The organism is Achromobacter sp., from assembly GCF_050285585.1.
In the GTDB taxonomy this organism is placed as follows: domain Bacteria; phylum Pseudomonadota; class Gammaproteobacteria; order Burkholderiales; family Burkholderiaceae_B; genus Achromobacter.
Genome location: NZ_JBLZXF010000002.1, coordinates 138,159 through 155,920, shown reverse-complemented (window position 1 = coordinate 155,920; position 17,762 = coordinate 138,159). Strand labels below are relative to the sequence as shown.

19 protein-coding genes are annotated in these 17,762 nt (G+C 68.1%); 15 read left to right on the top strand and 4 right to left on the bottom strand.

The annotated features are described in order from the left end of the window. Nucleotides 1-6: 6 nt before the first annotated feature. Complete coding sequence (locus tag ACN6PJ_RS03990; RefSeq protein WP_427994613.1) at nucleotides 7-822, bottom strand: HAD-IIB family hydrolase; 816 nt, start codon at nucleotides 820-822, stop codon at nucleotides 7-9. Nucleotides 823-980: 158 nt separating this feature from the next. Here ACN6PJ_RS03990 and ribBA point away from each other — a divergent pair, with 158 nt between their 5' ends. The 6 genes from ribBA (at nucleotide 981) to ACN6PJ_RS03960 (ending at nucleotide 5,487) form a co-directional block, all read left to right on the top strand. Next, entirely contained in the window at nucleotides 981-2,156 is a 1,176-nt protein-coding gene (gene ribBA / locus ACN6PJ_RS03985) for a bifunctional 3,4-dihydroxy-2-butanone-4-phosphate synthase/GTP cyclohydrolase II (protein ID WP_427994612.1), read from the top strand. Nucleotides 2,157-2,166: 10 nt separating this feature from the next. After that, entirely contained in the window at nucleotides 2,167-2,697 is a 531-nt protein-coding gene (gene ribH, locus ACN6PJ_RS03980; RefSeq protein ID WP_062683099.1) for a 6,7-dimethyl-8-ribityllumazine synthase, read from the top strand. Then, nucleotides 2,666-3,163 carry a transcription antitermination factor NusB gene (gene nusB, locus ACN6PJ_RS03975; protein ID WP_427994611.1) on the top strand — a complete coding sequence of 166 codons (498 nt, stop codon included), beginning with the start codon at nucleotides 2,666-2,668 and terminating at the stop codon, nucleotides 3,161-3,163. Before ribH ends, nusB begins: the two co-directional genes overlap by 32 nt. Nucleotides 3,164-3,391: 228 nt before the next feature. Beyond that, a complete protein-coding gene (gene thiL, locus ACN6PJ_RS03970) occupies nucleotides 3,392-4,357 on the top strand; it encodes a thiamine-phosphate kinase (RefSeq protein WP_427994610.1) in 966 nt (321 codons plus the stop codon). A gap of 63 nt (nucleotides 4,358-4,420) precedes the next feature. Then, nucleotides 4,421-4,927 (top strand): phosphatidylglycerophosphatase A family protein, encoded by a 507-nt coding sequence (locus tag ACN6PJ_RS03965; protein WP_427994881.1) that lies wholly within the window; start codon nucleotides 4,421-4,423, stop codon nucleotides 4,925-4,927. Continuing rightward, nucleotides 4,924-5,487, top strand: a complete 564-nt coding sequence (locus ACN6PJ_RS03960) for a CinA family protein (protein WP_427994609.1) — start codon at nucleotides 4,924-4,926, stop codon at nucleotides 5,485-5,487. The genes ACN6PJ_RS03965 and ACN6PJ_RS03960 overlap by 4 nt, the downstream gene beginning before the upstream one ends. Nucleotides 5,488-5,502: 15 nt before the next feature. Here ACN6PJ_RS03960 and pyrF read toward each other — a convergent pair whose 3' ends face one another. The 3 genes from pyrF to ACN6PJ_RS03945 are packed head-to-tail and all read right to left on the bottom strand — an operon-like array spanning nucleotide 5,503 to nucleotide 8,095. Further along, nucleotides 5,503-6,321, bottom strand: coding sequence for an orotidine-5'-phosphate decarboxylase (pyrF, locus tag ACN6PJ_RS03955; protein WP_427994608.1), 819 nt, complete (start codon nucleotides 6,319-6,321; stop codon nucleotides 5,503-5,505). A 6-nt stretch (nucleotides 6,322-6,327) separates the two neighbouring features. Further along, nucleotides 6,328-7,647 (bottom strand): NAD(P)/FAD-dependent oxidoreductase, encoded by a 1,320-nt coding sequence (locus ACN6PJ_RS03950; RefSeq protein WP_427994607.1) that lies wholly within the window; start codon nucleotides 7,645-7,647, stop codon nucleotides 6,328-6,330. A gap of 49 nt (nucleotides 7,648-7,696) precedes the next feature. Continuing rightward, entirely contained in the window at nucleotides 7,697-8,095 is a 399-nt protein-coding gene (locus ACN6PJ_RS03945) for a diacylglycerol kinase (protein WP_427994606.1), read from the bottom strand. Nucleotides 8,096-8,270: 175 nt separating this feature from the next. On the opposite strand from ACN6PJ_RS03945, the gene ACN6PJ_RS03940 reads away from it, so the two are divergent. The 9 genes from ACN6PJ_RS03940 (at nucleotide 8,271) to manD (ending at nucleotide 17,760) form a co-directional block, all read left to right on the top strand. Continuing rightward, nucleotides 8,271-9,008 (top strand): FadR/GntR family transcriptional regulator, encoded by a 738-nt coding sequence (locus ACN6PJ_RS03940; protein ID WP_427994605.1) that lies wholly within the window; start codon nucleotides 8,271-8,273, stop codon nucleotides 9,006-9,008. Nucleotides 9,009-9,057: 49 nt separating this feature from the next. After that, nucleotides 9,058-10,092: an L-idonate 5-dehydrogenase gene (locus ACN6PJ_RS03935; protein ID WP_427994604.1), complete on the top strand. Its 1,035-nt coding sequence runs from the start codon at nucleotides 9,058-9,060 to the stop codon at nucleotides 10,090-10,092. Between the two features lie 61 nt (nucleotides 10,093-10,153). Then, complete coding sequence (locus ACN6PJ_RS03930; protein ID WP_427994603.1) at nucleotides 10,154-11,128, top strand: sialic acid TRAP transporter substrate-binding protein SiaP; 975 nt, start codon at nucleotides 10,154-10,156, stop codon at nucleotides 11,126-11,128. Between the two features lie 64 nt (nucleotides 11,129-11,192). After that, nucleotides 11,193-11,822 carry a TRAP transporter small permease gene (locus ACN6PJ_RS03925; protein WP_427994602.1) on the top strand — a complete coding sequence of 210 codons (630 nt, stop codon included), beginning with the start codon at nucleotides 11,193-11,195 and terminating at the stop codon, nucleotides 11,820-11,822. Nucleotides 11,823-11,877: 55 nt separating this feature from the next. Next, nucleotides 11,878-13,284: a TRAP transporter large permease gene (locus ACN6PJ_RS03920; RefSeq protein WP_427994601.1), complete on the top strand. Its 1,407-nt coding sequence runs from the start codon at nucleotides 11,878-11,880 to the stop codon at nucleotides 13,282-13,284. A 13-nt stretch (nucleotides 13,285-13,297) separates the two neighbouring features. After that, entirely contained in the window at nucleotides 13,298-14,044 is a 747-nt protein-coding gene (locus ACN6PJ_RS03915; protein WP_427994600.1) for an SDR family oxidoreductase, read from the top strand. A 31-nt stretch (nucleotides 14,045-14,075) separates the two neighbouring features. Beyond that, entirely contained in the window at nucleotides 14,076-14,942 is an 867-nt protein-coding gene (locus tag ACN6PJ_RS03910) for a fumarylacetoacetate hydrolase family protein (RefSeq protein ID WP_427994599.1), read from the top strand. A 24-nt stretch (nucleotides 14,943-14,966) separates the two neighbouring features. Then, nucleotides 14,967-16,502 (top strand): UxaA family hydrolase, encoded by a 1,536-nt coding sequence (locus ACN6PJ_RS03905; protein WP_427994598.1) that lies wholly within the window; start codon nucleotides 14,967-14,969, stop codon nucleotides 16,500-16,502. Between the two features lie 46 nt (nucleotides 16,503-16,548). Then, a complete protein-coding gene (manD, locus tag ACN6PJ_RS03900; protein WP_427994597.1) occupies nucleotides 16,549-17,760 on the top strand; it encodes a D-mannonate dehydratase ManD in 1,212 nt (403 codons plus the stop codon). The last annotated feature ends 2 nt before the right edge of the window (nucleotides 17,761-17,762 follow it).

Here is a 17,762-nt window from a genome sequence, read left to right as displayed (position 1 = left end):
CGGACCTCAGGCCGGCTGTGCTTGGGAGGCGCGCGCGGCCAGCAGCCGGTCGGCCATTTCCACGAACCCCGCGCCGCCGTGGAAGGCGGCGACGTAGGCCGGGCGATGCGTCAGGCGATGCAGCTGGGCCTGGATATTGGCCACGCCGACCGAGACCGGGAAGTAGGCGAACATCGGTTCATCGTTGGGGGAATCGCCGATGAACAGCGTGCTGTCCAGCGCATCGGCCACGTCCGCGCCGAATTCGCGCTGGAACATGGTGCGCGTCATGGTGAGTTTGTCGTAGTCGCCGAACCAGCCGTTGACATGGATGGAGCTGACCTTGGCCTGGGCCCCGGCCTCCTGGAAGATTTCGACGATACGGCTGATGGCCGCGTCGGGCAGGGCGGGCACGTCCTCGCAGAAGTCGATGGCCAGGTCGGCCACGCGGTAGTCCTGGTCGCTCGCCACGGCCGTGCCGGGGACCTCGGCCAGCACGCGGTCGCGGATCGCGTCCAGCTTGCGGCGGCTGGCCTGGCGCGAGGCGGCGTCCGTCCAGTAGTGCGTCGTCATGCGGCGGGCCTGGCGGTCATAGGCGTAGTAGAACGCGCCGTTTTCGCCGACCACGGCGCGCACGGGCCACATGCGGGCGATGTGATCGCACCAGCCGGCCGGGCGGCCGGTGATGGGAACCACCTGGATGCCGGCCTGTTCCAGGCGTTCCAGCGCCGCGTAGGCGTCCGCCGGCAGGCGGCCCTCCGTCGTCAGCGTGTCGTCGATATCGGTCAGCACGACGCGGACGGCCGCCGCGACGGTCAGGGGCATGGCCGCAAGGGCTTGCATGGGTTTTTTTCCTCGTGGGAGCGTAATTTTCAGGGAGAGTCTCCGGCCGGAAGTTTAACCGGATGCCTCTCTTTGGACGGGGTCGGCGGGGCCGGATAGGGGTTCTGCCTCCAGGGGCGGTAAAATCCGGGCTTTCCCGCCTGGTTTGCGTGCCCGCCATGTCCGTCCAGTTGTCCCCCTTGCCCGGCTCCGAGCCGGAATCCTTCGGTATCGCTTCGGTCGCCGAAATCATCGCCGAGCTGCGCGCCGGCCGTATCGTCATCCTGGTTGACGAGGAAGACCGCGAAAATGAAGGCGACCTCGTCATGGCCGCCGAATTCGTCACGCCCGAAGCCATCAACTTCATGGTGACGCACGGCCGCGGCCTGGTGTGCCTGACCCTGACCGAAGACCGCTGCCGCCAGCTGGACCTGCCCCTGATGGCGGCCCGCAACGGCACGCGCTACGGCACCAACTTCACGCAGTCCATCGAGGCCGCCGAAGGCGTCGAAACGGGTATTTCGGCCGCGGACCGCGCCCGCACCATCCAGGTGGCGGTGGCGCGCGACGCCAAGCCTTCCGATCTGGTCCAGCCCGGCCACATCTTTCCGGTCCGGGCGGTTCCCGGCGGCGTGCTGGTGCGCGCGGGCCACACCGAGGCCGGCTGCGACCTGACCGCCATGGCCGGCCTGACGCCCGCCGCGGTGATCTGCGAAATCCTGAAACCGGACGGCACCATGGCGCGCCTGCCCGACCTGGTGGAGTTCGCCCGCCAGCACGGCCTGAAGATCGGCACCATCGCGGACCTGATCCAATACCGCAGCGAGCACGAATCCATCGTGAAGCGCGTCGGCAAGCGGCCCATGCAGACCGCCTGGGGCACCTTCGAAGCCGTCGCCTACGAAGACGCCGCCACCGGTTCCGCCCATTTGGCGCTGGTGCATGGTAACGTGACTCCCGACGTCGAGACGCTGGTGCGCGTGCATGAGCCGGCGTCCGTGCTGGACGTGCTCGATACCGGCGCCAGCCCGCACAGCTGGGGCGTGGCGCAGGCCTTGCAGGCCATCGCGGCCGCGCCGGCGGGCGTGCTGGTGCTGATGAACTGCCAGTCCTCCACCGAGCACCTGTTTGGCCAGATCGCCGGCTGGAGCGATCCGAAATCCTCCGCGAATCCCGCCAACGCCGATCGCTTCGGCCTGCGTACCTACGGGATTGGCGCCCAGATTCTGCGCGACCTGAACGTGGGCCAGATGAAGCTGCTGGCCCGCCCGCGCAAGATGCCCAGCATGGCGGGCTTCTCGCTCACCATTACGGGTTACGATTGCGACCCTCCGAACACTCCCGCAACACACTGAAGGCCGACACATGAACCCTTACATCCTTACCCCCGACCTGAATGGCGAAGGGCTGCACATCGGCATCGTACGCGCCCGCTTCAATGAAGAAATCGGCCAGACCGAGCTCGAAGCGTGCCTGAAGGAACTGGCCGAGCTGGGCGTGGACGAGCGCGACGTGATGGTCGTCACCGTTCCCGGCGCGCTGGAACTGGGCGTGGCCCTGTCCCACATGGCCGAAACGTTTGAATTCGACGCCCTGATCGCGCTGGGCGCGGTCATCCGCGGCGAAACCTATCACTTTGAAGTGGTCAGCAATGAAATGGCCACGGCAATCACCCGTATCTCCCTCGAAACCGGCATCCCCGTCGCCAATGGCGTGCTGACCGTCGACACCGACGAGCAGGCGCAGGCGCGCGCCGCCGGCAAGGGCCGCGATTGCGCCCAGGTGGCCGTTGAAATGGCCAACCTGGTTGCGGCCCTGGAGCCCGAGGAAGACGACGAAGACGACGAAGACGAGGACGAAGATTTTGACGACGAAGAAGACGACGACCAGCGCTGATAGCGCGGCGCAAGCCCGCGCCAACGCCCGCAGCGCGCGCCGCCGTGCGCGCGAATTCGCGCTGCAGGGCGTGTACGCGTGGCTGCTGCGCGGCGGCGAAGGCACGCAGGACGCCGGCGAGATCGACGCCCATCTGCGCGACACCGAGGATTTCTCCGAGGCCGACGCCCAGTGGTTCAAGACTCTGCTGCATGGCGTCCTGCGCGAAGCGCCCACGCTGCGCGAGCGTTTCACGCCCTACGTCGACCGCCCGCTGGCCGAGTTGTCGCCTGTCGAGCATGGCATCCTGCTGATCGGCAGCTTCGAACTGATCCATCATGTCGAAGTGCCGTACAAGGTCGCCATCAATGAAGCCGTCGAGCTGGCCAAGTCCTTCGGCGGCACCGACGGTTTCAAGTTCGTCAACGGCGTGCTCGACAAGCTGGCCGCCGACGTGCGTTCGCACGAGGTCCAGAACAAGAAGTAACCCCCCCCCGAAGCGCTGCGCGCTTCCCCCCCAGGGGGGCGCCGCTGCGGACCGGCGGAGCCGGCTCCGCGCGGCCCGGATCGGGGGGGCACCCGTTTCTTGCGATGAGCGGCTTGGGTGGGCCTCCTTCCCGCTTGTGCGGGAGGCGATGCATTATTTTTATTTGTTTGGGCTGTCGTCCCGAGTGGGATTCAATGCCGGCCAGCCGCGCCGGACTGCGGAGTTGCCTTGGCGTCCGAATTTGATTTGATCGCGCGCTATTTCACCCGCGCGGCCCCTGCCGGGCTGCTGGGCGTGGGCGATGATTGCGCCCTGTTCCCGGTTCCGCCCGGCGAGCAGGTGGCCACCAGCACGGACCTGCTGCTGGAAGGCCGCCATTTCTTTCCCGACGTCGATCCAAAGGCGCTGGGGCACAAGGCCCTGGCGGTCAACCTGTCGGACCTGGCCGCCATGGGCGCGCGCCCGCTCGGCTGCGTGCTGGGTCTGGCCCTGCCGCGCCTGGACGAACCCTGGCTGGCGGCGTTCGCCGACGGTTTCCATGCCCTGGGCGAGGCTCACGGCTGTCCCCTGATCGGCGGTGATACCACCCGCAGCGCCCACGACCTGGCCATCAGCGTCACGGTGTTCGGCGCGGTCCCGGCCGGCCTGGCCCTGCGCCGCGACGGCGCCCGCCCGGGCGACGATATCTGGGTGTCCGGCGAGTTGGGCGCGGCCGACGTTGCCTATCGCCTGCTGGACGGCCAGTATCCCGCCGATTCCGCCTTGCTGGCGGCCTGCCGCGGCGCGCTGGAACGCCCAGCGCCGCAGGTCGCGCTGGGCCTGGCGCTGCGGGGTATCGCCCATGCGGCGATCGATATTTCGGACGGCCTGCTGCAAGACCTGGGCCACGTGCTGAAGGCAAGCGCGGCGGGCGCCACGCTGCGCTATGCCGAAATGCCCGTCGCGGCGGCGCTGGCCGGCCTGGCGGACGCGCCGCTGCGCCGCGCCGTGCTGGGCGGCGGCGACGTCTACCAGCTGTGTTTCACGGCGCCGGCCGGCCGCCGCGAGGCGGTCCTGGCCGCGGGCCGGGAGGCCGGCGCGCGCGTGACGCGGGTGGGCGAGATCCATGCCGAACCCGGGCTTGCGGTGCTGGATGCCGGCGGGCAGCCGATGACCGGCCTGCCGGGCGGCTACGATCATTTTCCCGCGGACTGATCCCCGCTCGCAGACTCTTTCCAACCTCCAGACATGCCGTCCTCCGATACCCCGTCCTCCTCGATGCGCGACCGCGCCCGCGCCGCCTACCCGCCGTTGTCCTGGATCTGCCGCGACCCTGGCCGGCTGATTGCGTTCGGCCTGGGCAGCGGCCTGATCCGGCCGGCGTCGGGCACGTGGGGCACGCTGCTGGCCTGGGCCATCTGGATCGCCGCTGCGCCGGCCGCGTCGGACCTGGCGATCGGCGTGTTCCTCGCCGTGGCGTTCCTGTACGGATGCTGGGCCTGCCATCGCGTGGGCCGCGAACTCCAGCAGCCGGATCATGTCGGAATGGTCTGGGACGAGATGGTGGCGTTCTGGCTGGTGCTCTGGCTGACGCCGGGCGGCTGGCTGGCGCAGGCCTTGGCGTTCGTGCTGTTCCGCACGTTCGACATCGTCAAGCCGCCTCCCATCAAGTTCTTCGACGCCCACATCAAGGGCGGTTTCGGCGTCATGTGGGATGACATCGTGGCGGCGGGATACGCGTTGCTGGTCATGGCGCTGGTCGTGCGCACAGGAGTCTTGGGATGAGCGAACAAAAGAATCTCCGGCCGGGCCGGTCGGCGCCGGAGCTGGCCCAGGCGACCTCGCTGGGCCTGGCCGAACTGCTGGGCGAGGCCTTGCGGCGCAAGGGCTGGATGCTGGGCACGGCCGAATCCTGCACCGGCGGCCTGCTGGCGGGCGCCATCACGGCGGTGGCGGGGTCCAGCGAGTGGTTCGAGCGGGGCTTCGTCACGTACAGCAACGATGCCAAGGTCTCCGAGCTGGACGTTTCGCCCGATGCCCTGCATCACTTCGGGGCGGTCAGCGAGCCCGTCGCCCTGGAAATGGCCAACGGCGTGCTGCTGGCGTCTCCCGCCGCGCATGTGGCGGTGTCCACGACCGGCATCGCGGGGCCGGGCGGCGCCACGCCCGGCAAGCCGGTGGGGATGGTGTGCTTCGGTTTCGCCGTGCGCGCCGGCGACGGCATCAGCAGCCGCGCCGTCACCCACGTGTTCCCGGGCGACCGCGGGCAAGTGCGCCAGGCCGCGGTGGACTATGCCTTGCGCGGCGCGCTGGAGCTGCTGGGCGCGCCGGTCAACCGGCGCTGAGCCCGGCGGGGGCGGTCAGCGGACCGCGTTGATTGCGTCGCGCAGGCCCTGGGCCGCCGTGCCGGCGGCCTCACGCCAGTCGTCGCCGCCGCTTGCGTAGATGATGGCGCGCGACGAATTGATCATCATGCCGTTGCGGGCCGCGTTGGCGCCGGCGTTCACGGTCGCGGTGATGTCGCCGCCCTGGGCGCCGATGCCCGGGACCAGCAGGGGCAGGGCGTCGCCGATGCGCTGGCGCACGGCGGCCAGTTCGTTGGGGAACGTGGCGCCCACCACCAGGCCGCACTGGCCATTGGCGTTCCATTTGTCGGCCACCAGGCCCGCCACGTGCAGGTACAGCGGCTGGCCGTCATCCATCTTCAGGAATTGCAGGTCGGAACCGCCGGGATTGGACGTGCGGCACAGCACGATCACCCCGCGGTCGCGCCACGCCAGGTAGGGCTCCACCGAGTCCAGGCCCATATAGGGGCTGACGGTGAGCGCATGCGCCTGATAGCGCTCGTAGGCTTCGCGCGCATAGTTCTCGGCGGTGGAGCCGATGTCGCCGCGTTTGGCGTCGAGCACGATGGGCAGGTCGGGGTGCTTGTCCCGGATGTGCTGGCACAGCGCTTCCAGCTGGTCTTCGGCGCGGTGGGCGGCGAAGTAGGCGATCTGCGGCTTGAAGCTGCAGGCATACGGCGCGGTGGCGTCGACGATGTCGCGGCAGAACTGGAAGATAGCGTCCGGCTTGCCCTGCAGTTCGCGCGGGAAGCGTTGCGGGTCGGGATCGAGCCCGACTTGCAGGAGCGAGTTGCTGGTGGTCCAGGCGTGTTCGAGTTTTTGGATGAAGTTCATGGGGATTCAGTGCAGTTTGACCCGGGGACGCGTGCGCCGCATGAGCAGGCGGGCGAGGGCCAGGGAGGCGGTGCGCGAGATGCCCAGCACGGCTTTGTGGTGCATCAGGTGCAGGCTCATGTACATCAGGCGCGCCAGTGTACCGCTTACGAACAGGCCCCGTCCGGCCAGCTTGCCCATCAGGCTGCCCACGCCCGCGTCCTGACCCAGCGAAACCAGCGAGCCGTGGTCCTGGTAGACATAGGGTTCGGCGGGCTCGGCGGCATGGCGCAAGCGCGCGGTGAGCTTCTTCGCCAGGTAATCGGCCTCCTGGTGCGCCGCCTGCGCGCGGGCGGGCACGGTGCGGCCGTCGCGCCACGGCGCGGCGCAGCAGTCGCCCAGCGCTACGACGTGCGGATCCGGCGTTTCCAGCCGCTCGTTGACCTCCAGCTGGCCCAGCCTGTTCAGCGGCAGCCCGAGCTCGGCGAGCAGGGCCGGGCCCTGGATCCCCGCCGCCCACATGCAGAGCTGGGCGGGAATCTCGCGGCCATCCGCCGTCCGCACGGTGTCGGCCGTGACTTCCGACACCCGGCAGGAGGTTTCCACGCGGATGCCCAATTCGGTGAGGCGGTTGGTGGCCGCCACCGAGATCTTTTCCGGCAGCGCCGACAGGATGCGCGGCGCGCCCTCGACCAGCGTGATGGCCAGGTCGCGTTCGGCGCGGAAATTGGGCAGGCCGTAGGCGCTGACCACGTGGCTGGCTTCCACCAGTTCCACGGCGAGCTCGACGCCGGTTGCGCCGCCGCCCACGATCACCAGGTCCAGCCGGGCCGACGGGTTGCTTACCTTCGCCAGGTCCACCTGCGCCATCGCCTTGAGCATGGTCAGGCGGAACTGCTCGGCGTTCTCCGTGGTGTCCAGCGTGACGGCGTGCTCGGCGGCGCCGGGGGTATTGAAGAAATTGGAGGTGCTGCCCAGGGCCAGGACCAGCGTGTCGTACGCCAGCTCGCGGCGGGGCAGGACTTCATGGCCCTGCGCGTCGCTCACCGAGTCCAGCACGATCCGGCGGCGGTCGCGGTCCACGCTGTCGAGGCGGCCCTGCGCGAACGAAAAGCCGTTCAGGTGGGCCAGCATCAGGTATGACAGGCCTTCCTGGTGGATGTCCAGCGTGCCGGCCGCCGCTTCATGCAGCGAAGGCTTCCAGATGTGAAACGGCCGGCTGTCGACCAGGGTGATGTGCTGCCGCCCGTGGACGCGGCCCAGCTTGGAAGCCAGTTCCAGGCCGCCGGCGCCGCCGCCGACGATGACAATGCGTTCCGTGGTGTCCGACGTCGATCTAGGCATCATGGCTCCCAGTATAAATAGCGGCGCATCTCCCGGGAGATGCCAAGCCGTGTCAATGCATGACGAAACGGCTGATGGCGACGCCTATCCAGACCGTTCCGGCGAAGATCAGCAGCAGCATGACGGCGGCGCTGCCCAGATCCTTGGCCCGCCCCAGGAGCGGGTGCGATTCGACGGAAAGCGCGTCGGCCAGCGCTTCGATGGCGGAATTCAGCAGCTCGGCCGCCAGCACCATGATCACCGTGCCCACCAGGAAAAACACTTCGACCGTGGTGCGGCCCAGGAAGAACGCGGCCGGGATCATCAGGACGGCCAGGGCCAGCTCCTGGCGGAACGCCGCTTCGTACTTGATCGCGGCCTTCAGGCCCTGCAGGGAGTAGCGCAGCGCGTTCAGGATGCGACGCAGGCCGCCTGTGCTCTTGTAGGGCGAGTGATGCGGGTTCTGTGACATGGTGCGGAAAGTGGGCTGGGTGTGGCGGCTTTTTAACAGATATGCATTGCCCGCGCGGCCGTGACATCTTTGGGCAAACCCTAATTGTGACGCATCCGGGACTGGCGCAAGATTTTGGTCAATTGGTAAGGCCACTTTACCTTTTTGCCTGAATGCGCCATTTGCTTCGCCGTCCATGCCCATCCAGACCATCGAACCCCGCCGCCTGTACCGCCAGATCGCCGACCAGCTCCGGCTGCTGATCGAGGCGGGCGAGTTCCCTGTCGGCGCTCGCCTGCCGCCCGAGCGCGATCTTGCGCTCAAGCTGGGTGTGTCCCGCCCTTCGGTGCGCGAGGCGCTGATCGCGTTGGAGGTCGAAGGCTGGGTGGAAGTCCGCATGGGGTCGGGCGTTTATGTGCAGAGCCTGGCGGGGGCCCCGCGCACCAGCCTGACGGCCGAGAGCCCGCTGGAAACCATACGCGCCCGCCAGGTGATCGAGGGCGAGCTGGCCGCGCAGGCCGCGTTGCGCAACGCTCCCGCGCTGGTGGACGGGCTGGCCGAAGCCGTGGGGACCATGGAAGACGAAGCGCTTGCCGGCAACGTGCCCATCCGCGGCGACCGGCTATTCCACCTGCGCGTCGCCGAGATGGCGAACAACGCCGTGCTGGTGCGCGTGGTGAGCGAACTGTTCGACGAGCGCCACAACCCGCTATCCGTGAAACTGGGCGACTACTTCGAGAACCCCGCCAGCTGGGCCGCCGCCATCGCCGAGCACCGCAAGGTGATCGACGCCATCCGCGCCGGAGACGACCGCGGGGCGCGCGCCGCCATGCACCATCACCTGGCCTGCTCGCACGACCGCCTCACCGCAAGCTGGCCCGGCGCCGACGCGCCCGGCCAGCAAGTCGACAGCCGGGAGCAGATGGAACCATGAACATCGCGCGCAGGGCCTTCCCGCTGCGGACGCCAAGGAGCGCGCCGCCATGACGCTGGCCTGTCGCATCCACGGGGCGCGCGACCTGCGCCTGGAACCGGACGACGTCGCGCCGCTGGCGCCGCACGAGGTGGAGCTCAGGCTGGGAGCCGCTGGCATTTGCGGATCCGACCTGCACTACTTCCTGCATGGCCGCGTGGGCGCCTTCGTCATCCGCGAGCCCCTCATCCCCGGCCATGAGGCGTCGGGCGTGGTACTGCGCGTCGGCGAGGCCGTGCGTTCGGTGGCGCCGGGGATGAAAGTCGCCATCAACCCCTCGCATCCTTGCGGCGGGTGCGATTACTGCCGCGCCGGCCGCGACAATCTTTGCCGCAACATGCGGTTCCTCGGCAGCGCCAGCGTCTATCCGCACGTGCAGGGCATGTTCCGCGAACGCTTCGTGATGGGCGAGCGGCAGCTTACGCCAGTGCCGGAAGAGGATGTTTCGCTGGGCGAAATCGCCTGCGCCGAACCGCTGTCCATCGGCCTGCACGGGATCAACCGGGCCGGGCCGCTGATGGGCAAGACCGTGCTGGTGACGGGCGGCGGCACGATAGGTTGCATGACCGTGCTGGCCGCGAGGCTGGCGGGCGCGGCGCGCGTGATCGTCGCGGACATTGCCGACCGGCCCCTGGACATGGCGCGCGTGGTTGGCGCCGACGAGACCGTGCGCAGCGACCGGCTAGCGCCCGCCGAGCTGGCCGACATCGCCGAGATCAGCGTCGAGGCCGCCGGCAGCCCGGCCGCGCTGGCGACCTGCCTGGCGGCGACGCGGCGCGGCGGCCGCATCGTGCAGGTGGGAACGCTGCCCGCCGAGGGCATCGCGTTCCCGGCCAACAACATCATGGCGCGGGAGCTCGACTATGTCGGCGCGTTCCGCGCGGGCGTGGAGTTCGATTGGGCGGTCTCCTACCTGCGTTCGCGCAAGGTGGACGTGCGGCCCCTGATGAGCGCGCAGTTGCCGTTGTCGCGGGCGTTCGAGGCCTTCGAGCTGGCGGCGGATCGCAGTCGCAGTACCAAGGTGCAACTTGTAGTTGAAGCATGATCCGCCGGCGGCTCGCTACGGGCCGCCGGGACGGGCATCCGAAAAACAACGAGGAGACGACATGAACCTAGGCAACGCCGTCAAGGCGCTGGTTGCCGCCCTGGCGCTCGCCGCCAGCGGCAGCGTGCTGGCGCAGACCAAGCTCAAGTGGGCCCACGTGTACGAGACATCCGAGCCTTTCCATACCGCCTCCGTCTGGGCGGCGCAGGAAATCGGCAAGCGCACCAATGGCCGCTACCAGATCGACGTATACCCCGCCTCGCAGCTGGGCAAGGAAAACGACATCAACCAGGGCCTGACCCTGGGCACGGTCGACATCATCATCTCGGGCTCCAGCTTCGCGGCCAAGAGCTTCCCGCGCATCGGCGTCACCTACTATCCCTACACCTTCCGCAATCCCGAGCACCTGATCGCCTACACCAAGAGCGACATCTACAAGGAGCTCACGCGAGGCTACGACGAGAAGAGCGGCAACCACATCGTCGCCACCACCTACTACGGCACGCGCCAGACCACGTCCAACCGCCCCTTCACCAAGTGTTCCGAGATGAAGGGCCTGAAGATCCGCGTGCCCGACGTGGCCGCCTACCTGGCCATGCCGCGCGCCTGCGGCGCCAACACCGCGCCGATCGCCTTCGCGGAGGTCTACCTGGCCTTGCAGAACGGCACCGTGGAGGCGCAGGAGAACCCGCTCACCACCATCGAGGCCAAGAAGTTCTACGAGGTGCAGAAGAACATCATCCTGACGGGCCACATCGTCGATCACCTGAATACCGTCATCTCGGGCAAGCTGTGGAAGAACCTGTCCGACGAAGACAAGAAGATCTTCTCCGAGGTCGCGCAGCAGGCGGCGGAGAAGGCGTCCGCCGAGGTGGCCGAAAGCGAGAAGAAGATGGTCGAGGTTTTCCGCAAGCGCGGCCTGAACGTGGCGGAGGTGAACGTCCAGGACTTCCGCGACACCGTGCTGGAGAAAGTGCCGTTCAAGCAGTACGGCTACGAAAAATCGGATTGGGAACGGATCCAGGCCGTGAATTGAGCGCGCCCGGGGCCGCCCGCGCGGCCCCGCAGCGATCCATCCGATTCCGCACAAGGGGAACGCCATGCATTCCGATGCCAAGGCCGCCGTCATGGCGGCCGCCAGCCACAACCCCGTCCGGTCCGCCGGGCAGCAGCCGCCGCCGGCCACGGCGGAGGAGATCGTCCACAGTTTCGAGGAGGCCGATCATCACGAGGTCAGCCTGGCGGGCTATCAGCCCGAGGACTGGATCTGCCTGGCCATCTTCTGGATCATGGCGCTGCTGGTCTTCCTGCAGTTCTTTTCGCGCTATGTGCTGAATGACTCCTACGCCTGGACCGAAGAACTGGCCGTCTATTGCCTCATCGGCGTGGTGTTCCTGGGCTCGGCCATGTGCGTGCGCGCCTGCCGGCACATCCAGGTCGACTTCCTGTACCGCTACCTGCCGCGCCCCGTGGGGCGCGTCCTGGCAACCGCGATCGACTTGCTGCGCACGGCGTTCTTCGGCTATGCGGTGTGGCTCACCTACCGCTACATCGCGCTGGTGGGCGACGAGCCCATGACCACGCTGTTCTGGAACAAAGCCTATGTCTACTGGGTGGCGCTGGCGGGATTCGCCTTGATGTTCCTGCGCTCCGTGCAGGTGTCGATGTGCAATTGGCGCCAGGGCTACTCCATCCTCGAAAACCCCGCCGCCTACGACGCGCAGGATTAGGGCAGGCGATCCGGGGCGGCTCCCGGAATCCGACAACGACAACCGGAAGCGAGACATGGGCATACTGATCGGAACCTTTCTGCTGTTGATGATCTTCGGCCTGCCGGTGGCGGTAGCCATGGCGGGCGCATCGCTGCTGTTCGTGCTGGTCTCGGGCAGCGTGCCCGACGTGGTGGTCGCGCAGCGCATGATCGCGGGCGTCGAGTCCTTCCCGCTGCTGGCCGTGCCGTTCTTCATCCTGGCCGGCAACCTCATGAACATTGCCGGCATCACCGGCCGCATCTACAACTTCGCGGTGGCGCTGGTGGGCTGGATGCGCGGCGGCCTGGGGCAGGTGAACATCATCGGCTCGGTGGTATTCGCCGGCATGTCGGGCACCGCCATCGCCGATGCCGCGGGCCTGGGCACCATCGAGATCAAGGCCATGAAGGACCACGGCTACGAGACCGAGTTCGCCGTGGGCGTGACGGCCGCCTCGGCCACGCTGGGGCCCATCATTCCGCCTTCGCTGCCTTTCGTCATCTACGGCATGATGGCCAACGTGTCGATCGGCTCGCTGTTCCTGGCCGGCCTTATCCCCGGCGCCGTGCTGACCGTGTTGATGATGCTGACCGTGGCCTACTACGCGCGCCGCAACAACTGGGGCGGCGACGTGTCGTTCGACTGGAAACGGCTGGGCGGCGCCACGCTGGAAGTGTGCATCGTGCTGGCGTTTCCGATGGCGATCTGGCTCATGACCGAGTTCGGCATGTCGGCCAACCTGGCCGCGGGCATCGCCTTCGCCCTGTTGCTGGCGCTGGACTGGCGCTACAACTTCTCGGCCGTGATGGCGCTGATGGCGCCCGTGATCCTGATCGGCGGCATGACGCTGGGCTGGTTCACGCCCACGGAGGCGGCCGTGGCCGCCGTGATATGGGCGCTGTTCCTGGGGCTGGTGCGCTACCGCTCCATGACCTTGCGCACCCTGGCCAAGGCCTCGTTCGACACGATCGAGACCACCGCGTCCGTGCTTTTCATCGTCACCGCCGCCTCGGTGTTCGCGTGGCTGCTTACCACCACCCAGGCGGCCCAGGCGCTGACCGACGGCATCCTCAGCGTGACGCAGAACAAATGGGTGTTCCTGCTGATGGCCAACGTGCTGATCCTGATCGTCGGCTGCTTCATCGACACCATCGCCGCCATCACCATCCTGGTGCCGATCTTGTTGCCCATTGTGCTCAAGCTCGGCATCGACCCGATCCACTTCGGCCTGATCATGACGCTGAATCTGATGATCGGCCTGCTGCACCCACCCATGGGCATGGTGCTGTTCGTGCTGGCGCGCGTGTCCAGGCTGTCGGTGGAACGGACCACGGTCGCCATCCTGCCGTGGCTCATGCCGTTGTTCCTGGCTCTGATCGCCATCACCTACATCCCGCAGATCACGCTGTGGCTGCCCACCGCCATGGGCATGGCCAAGTGAAAAGGAAATCGCCATGACTGGAAGATTGCAAGGCAAGACCGCCATCGTTACCGCCGCCGGACAGGGCATAGGCCGCGCCGTGGCCGAGGCCTACGCGCGCGAAGGGGCCGACGTGCTGGCGGTGGACATCAACGGCGGGGCGCTGGAGACGCTGGCGGGATGCCGGCGGCGGACGCTGGACGTAACCGGCGCGGACGCCGCCGCCGCATTGGCCGCCGAAGCGGGGCCGGTGGACGTGCTATTTAACGGCGCCGGCTTCGTGCATGCCGGGACCATCCTGGACTGCGACGAGCAGGCCTGGGATTTTTCGTTCGAACTGAACGTGAAATCCATGTACCGCATGATCCGCGCCTGCCTGCCGGGCATGCTGGCGCGCGGCGGGGGCTCCATCGTCAACATGGCCTCGGTGGCCTCCAGCATCAAGGGCGCGCCCAACCGCTGCGTCTATGGCGCGACCAAGGCGGCGGTGATCGGGCTGACCAAGTCCGTTGCGGCGGATTACGTGGGCCAGGGCATACGTTGCAATGCCATCTGCCCGGGCACGGTGGAGTCGCCCTCGCTGCGCCAGCGCATCGAGGCGCAGGCGAGCGCGGGCGGGCAGACCCTGGCCGCGGTGGAGGCCGCCTTCGTTGCCCGCCAGCCCATGGGCCGCATCGGCAGCGCCGCGGAGATCGCGTTGCTGGCGGTGTATCTTGCCAGTGACGAGTCGGCCTTCACCACGGGCACGGCCCAGGTCATCGACGGCGGCTGGTCGAACTGAATATTCAACGCTTACACAAAAGGAACATGCGATGAAATTGTTGCGCTATGGCGCGAAAGGCGCGGAGAAACCCGGGATGTTGGACGCCAGCGGGCAGGTGCGGGATCTGTCGGCCGTCGTGCCGGACATCGCCGCCGCCATGCTAACGCCTGCCGGCCTGGCGCCGCTGCGCGGGCTGGACCCGGCCAGCCTGCCGCTGGTGGAGCGTCCGGGCCGATTGGCCCCGCCCTGGAGCGGCATGGGCAAATTCGTCTGCATCGGCCTGAACTACGCCGACCACGCGGCCGAGTCCGGCCTGCCGGTGCCTGCCGAGCCGGTGATCTTCATGAAGCCCACCTCGGCCGTGATCGGCTGCAACGATCCGGTGGTGCTGCCGCAAGGCTCCGTCAAAACCGACTGGGAGGTCGAACTGGGCGTGGTGATCGGCGAGCGGGCCCGTTACGTCAGCGAAGCCGACGCCATGAAACACGTGGCGGGCTATTGCGTGGTCAATGACGTGTCCGAGCGCGAATACCAGATCGAGCGCGGCGGCACCTGGGACAAAGGCAAGGGCTGCGACACCTTCGGCCCGGTCGGCCCGTGGCTGGTCTCCGCCGACGAGATCGCCGATCCCCAGGCGCTGGATATGTGGCTGGACGTCAACGGCAAGCGCTATCAGAACGGCAGCACACGGACCATGGTGTTCGGCGTGGCGCAGCTGGTGTCGTACGTCAGCCGCTTCATGACCCTGTACCCCGGCGACCTGATCAGCACCGGCACGCCGCCGGGCGTGGGCATGGGCCAAAAGCCGGCGCCCGTCTACCTGAAGGCGGGGGACGAGATGCGGCTGGGCATCGCGGGCCTGGGCGAGCAACAGCAGCGCGTCCACGCCTGGGATCCCTCGCTGATCGACGGTTAGCGGCGCGCGCGCCAGGAGTCATCCATGCCTGATATCGATACCGCCGTCATACGCATCCATCCGGCGGATAACGTGGTGATCGCCAGGCGCCAACTGGCCGGCGGCACGCGCCTGGCGGGCGAAAACGTCACCGTGCGCGGGCTGGTGCCGCCGGGGCACAAGGTGGCGACGCGGGCGATCGCCGCCGGCGAGCCGGTGCGGCGCTACAACCAGATCATCGGCGTGGCGCGGTGCGACATCGCCGCCGGTTCGCATGTCCACACCCAGAACCTGGAATTCTCCGACTTCGAGCGCGACTACGCGGTGGGCGCCGACGCGCGCGCCACCGAATACGTCGATGCGCCCGCGCGGTTCGAGGGCATCGTCAGGGCCGATGGCCGCGTCGCCACCCGCAACTACATCGGCATACTCACCAGCGTGAACTGTTCCGCCACGGCCGCCCGCGCCATCGCGGACCATTTCCGCCGCGACATCCATCCGGAGGCTCTCGCCGGCCATCCCAACGTGGACGGCGTCGTGGCGCTGACGCATGCCGCGGGCTGCGCCACGGGCAGCGAAGGCGAGCCGCTGCGCCTGCTGCGCCGCACGCTCGGCGGCTACGCCAGGCATCCCAATTTCGCGGGCCTGCTGGTGCTGGGCCTGGGTTGCGAGACCAATCAGATCGGCGGCCTGATGGAGCAGGAAGGACTGCGCGAGAGCGGACTGCTGCATACCTTCAACATCCAGGAGACCGGCGGCACGCGCAGGACGGTCGAGCACGGCATCGAGCTGGTGCGGGCGATGCTGGGGCAGGCCGACCGCGTCCGCCGCCAGCCCGTGCCGGCGGGCAAGCTGACCGTGGGCCTGCAATGCGGCGGCTCCGATGGCTATTCGGGCATCAGCGCCAACCCCGCGCTGGGCGCCGCGGTGGACCTGCTGGTGCGCCACGGCGGCACGGCGATCCTGTCGGAGACGCCGGAGATCTACGGCGGCGAGCATCTGCTCACGCGGCGGGCGGCCTCGCCCGAGGTCGCGGCCAAGCTGCTGGCCCGGCTGCGCTGGTGGGAGGACTACTGCGCGCGCAACGACGCCGAGATGGACAACAACCCATCGGCCGGCAACAAGGCGGGCGGGCTGACCACCATCCTGGAAAAGTCCCTGGGCGCCATCGCCAAGAGCGGCACGACCCGGCTGGCGGACGTGTACGAATACGCCGAGACGGTCCGCGAGCGCGGGCTGGTATTCATGGACACGCCGGGCTATGACCCGGTCTCCGCCACGGGCCAGGTCGCCGGCGGCGCCAACCTGATCTGTTTCACCACGGGCCGCGGCTCGGCCTACGGCTGCGCGCCCGCGCCGTCGCTGAAACTGTCGACCAACACGGCCCTGTGGCGGCGCCAATCCGACGACATCGACATCAATTGCGGCGAGGTGGTTGACGGCGCGCAAAGCGTGGCGGAGATGGGCGAGCGCATATTCCGCCTGATGCTGGAGACGGCCTCCGGCCGGCGCACGCGCAGCGAACAGCACGGCTACGGCCAGAACGAATTCGTGCCTTGGCAGCTGGGCGCGGTGATGTAGGCGTCCGGCTTCGGCCAGGGGTTTCCAGCATTCCACAGGACCACTCATGAAGATCACCCAAGCGCGCGTTATCGTCTGCAGCCCCGGCCGCAACTTCGTCACCTTGAAGATCGAAACCGACGAAGGCCTGCACGGCATCGGCGACGCCACGCTCAACGGCCGCGAACTGGCCGTGGCGGCCTACCTGACCGAGCATGTGATTCCCTGCCTGATCGGCCGCGATCCGCAGCAGATCGAGGACATCTGGCAATACCTGTACCGCGGCGCGTACTGGCGGCGCGGGCCGGTCACCATGTCGGCCATCGCCGCCGTGGACACGGCGTTGTGGGACATCAAGGCCAAGGCGGCCGGCATGCCGCTGTACCAGCTGCTGGGCGGCAAGAGCCGCACCGGCGTCATGGTGTACGGCCACGCCAACGGCCGCGACATCGACGAAACCGTGGACGAGGTGCTGCGCTACCGTGAAATGGGTTACATGGCCATCCGCGCGCAGAGCGGGGTTCCTGGGCTGAACGCTGTGTATGGCGTGGGCCGCGGCCGCATGTTCTACGAGCCGGCCGATGGTTCGCTGCCTTCCGAGCACGACTGGTCCACGGAAAAATACCTGGACCACGCGCCGCGCCTGTTCCAGCGGTTGCGCGACGCCGTCGGCTGGGAAACGCACCTGCTGCATGACGTGCACCACAGGCTGACGCCCATCGAGGCCGGCCGGCTGGGCAAGGCGCTGGAGCCGTACCGCCTGTTCTGGATGGAGGACGCCACGCCGGCCGAGAATCAGGAAGCCTTCCGGCTGATCCGCCAGCATACGGTCACGCCGCTGGCCGTGGGCGAAGTCTTCAACACCATCTGGGATTGCAAGGACCTGATCGAACACCAGCTGATCGACTATATCCGCGCCACGGTGGTCCATGCGGGCGGCATCACGCACTTGCGCCGTATCGCCGACCTGGCGGCGCTCTACCAGGTGCGGACCGGCTGCCACGGCGCGACCGACCTGTCGCCGGCCTGCATGGGCGCGGCCCTGCATTTCGACCTGTGGGTGCCGAATTTCGGCATCCAGGAATACATGCGGCACACCGACGAGACCGACGCGGTGTTTCCCCATGCTTACGCCTTCAGCCAGGGCATGCTATACCCTGGCGACGCGCCGGGCCATGGCGTCGACATCGACGAAAAGCTCGCCGCCAGATATCCCTACCAACGCGCCTACCTGCCGGTCAACCGGCAGGCGCATGACGGCGCACTATGGCACTGGTAACC

What these genes read in the sequence shown, in the direction of transcription:
- ACN6PJ_RS03935 (WP_427994604.1), top strand. Translation starts at nt 9,058, where the DNA reads ATGACGCTGGCCTGTCGCATCCACGGGGCGCGCGACCTGCGCCTGGAA.
- ACN6PJ_RS03965 (WP_427994881.1), top strand. Translation starts at nt 4,421, where the DNA reads ATGCGCGACCGCGCCCGCGCCGCCTACCCGCCGTTGTCCTGGATCTGC.
- ACN6PJ_RS03925 (WP_427994602.1), top strand. Translation starts at nt 11,193, where the DNA reads ATGCATTCCGATGCCAAGGCCGCCGTCATGGCGGCCGCCAGCCACAAC.
- ribBA (WP_427994612.1), top strand. Translation starts at nt 981, where the DNA reads ATGTCCGTCCAGTTGTCCCCCTTGCCCGGCTCCGAGCCGGAATCCTTC.
- ACN6PJ_RS03960 (WP_427994609.1), top strand. Translation starts at nt 4,924, where the DNA reads ATGAGCGAACAAAAGAATCTCCGGCCGGGCCGGTCGGCGCCGGAGCTG.
- ACN6PJ_RS03905 (WP_427994598.1), top strand. Translation starts at nt 14,967, where the DNA reads ATGCCTGATATCGATACCGCCGTCATACGCATCCATCCGGCGGATAAC.
- ACN6PJ_RS03940 (WP_427994605.1), top strand. Translation starts at nt 8,271, where the DNA reads ATGCCCATCCAGACCATCGAACCCCGCCGCCTGTACCGCCAGATCGCC.
- ACN6PJ_RS03930 (WP_427994603.1), top strand. Translation starts at nt 10,154, where the DNA reads ATGAACCTAGGCAACGCCGTCAAGGCGCTGGTTGCCGCCCTGGCGCTC.
- ACN6PJ_RS03910 (WP_427994599.1), top strand. Translation starts at nt 14,076, where the DNA reads ATGAAATTGTTGCGCTATGGCGCGAAAGGCGCGGAGAAACCCGGGATG.
- ACN6PJ_RS03945 (WP_427994606.1), bottom strand. Translation starts at nt 8,095, where the DNA reads ATGTCACAGAACCCGCATCACTCGCCCTACAAGAGCACAGGCGGCCTG.
- ACN6PJ_RS03915 (WP_427994600.1), top strand. Translation starts at nt 13,298, where the DNA reads ATGACTGGAAGATTGCAAGGCAAGACCGCCATCGTTACCGCCGCCGGA.
- manD (WP_427994597.1), top strand. Translation starts at nt 16,549, where the DNA reads ATGAAGATCACCCAAGCGCGCGTTATCGTCTGCAGCCCCGGCCGCAAC.
- pyrF (WP_427994608.1), bottom strand. Translation starts at nt 6,321, where the DNA reads ATGAACTTCATCCAAAAACTCGAACACGCCTGGACCACCAGCAACTCG.
- ACN6PJ_RS03920 (WP_427994601.1), top strand. Translation starts at nt 11,878, where the DNA reads ATGGGCATACTGATCGGAACCTTTCTGCTGTTGATGATCTTCGGCCTG.
- ACN6PJ_RS03990 (WP_427994613.1), bottom strand. Translation starts at nt 822, where the DNA reads ATGCAAGCCCTTGCGGCCATGCCCCTGACCGTCGCGGCGGCCGTCCGC.
- ribH (WP_062683099.1), top strand. Translation starts at nt 2,167, where the DNA reads ATGAACCCTTACATCCTTACCCCCGACCTGAATGGCGAAGGGCTGCAC.
- ACN6PJ_RS03950 (WP_427994607.1), bottom strand. Translation starts at nt 7,647, where the DNA reads ATGATGCCTAGATCGACGTCGGACACCACGGAACGCATTGTCATCGTC.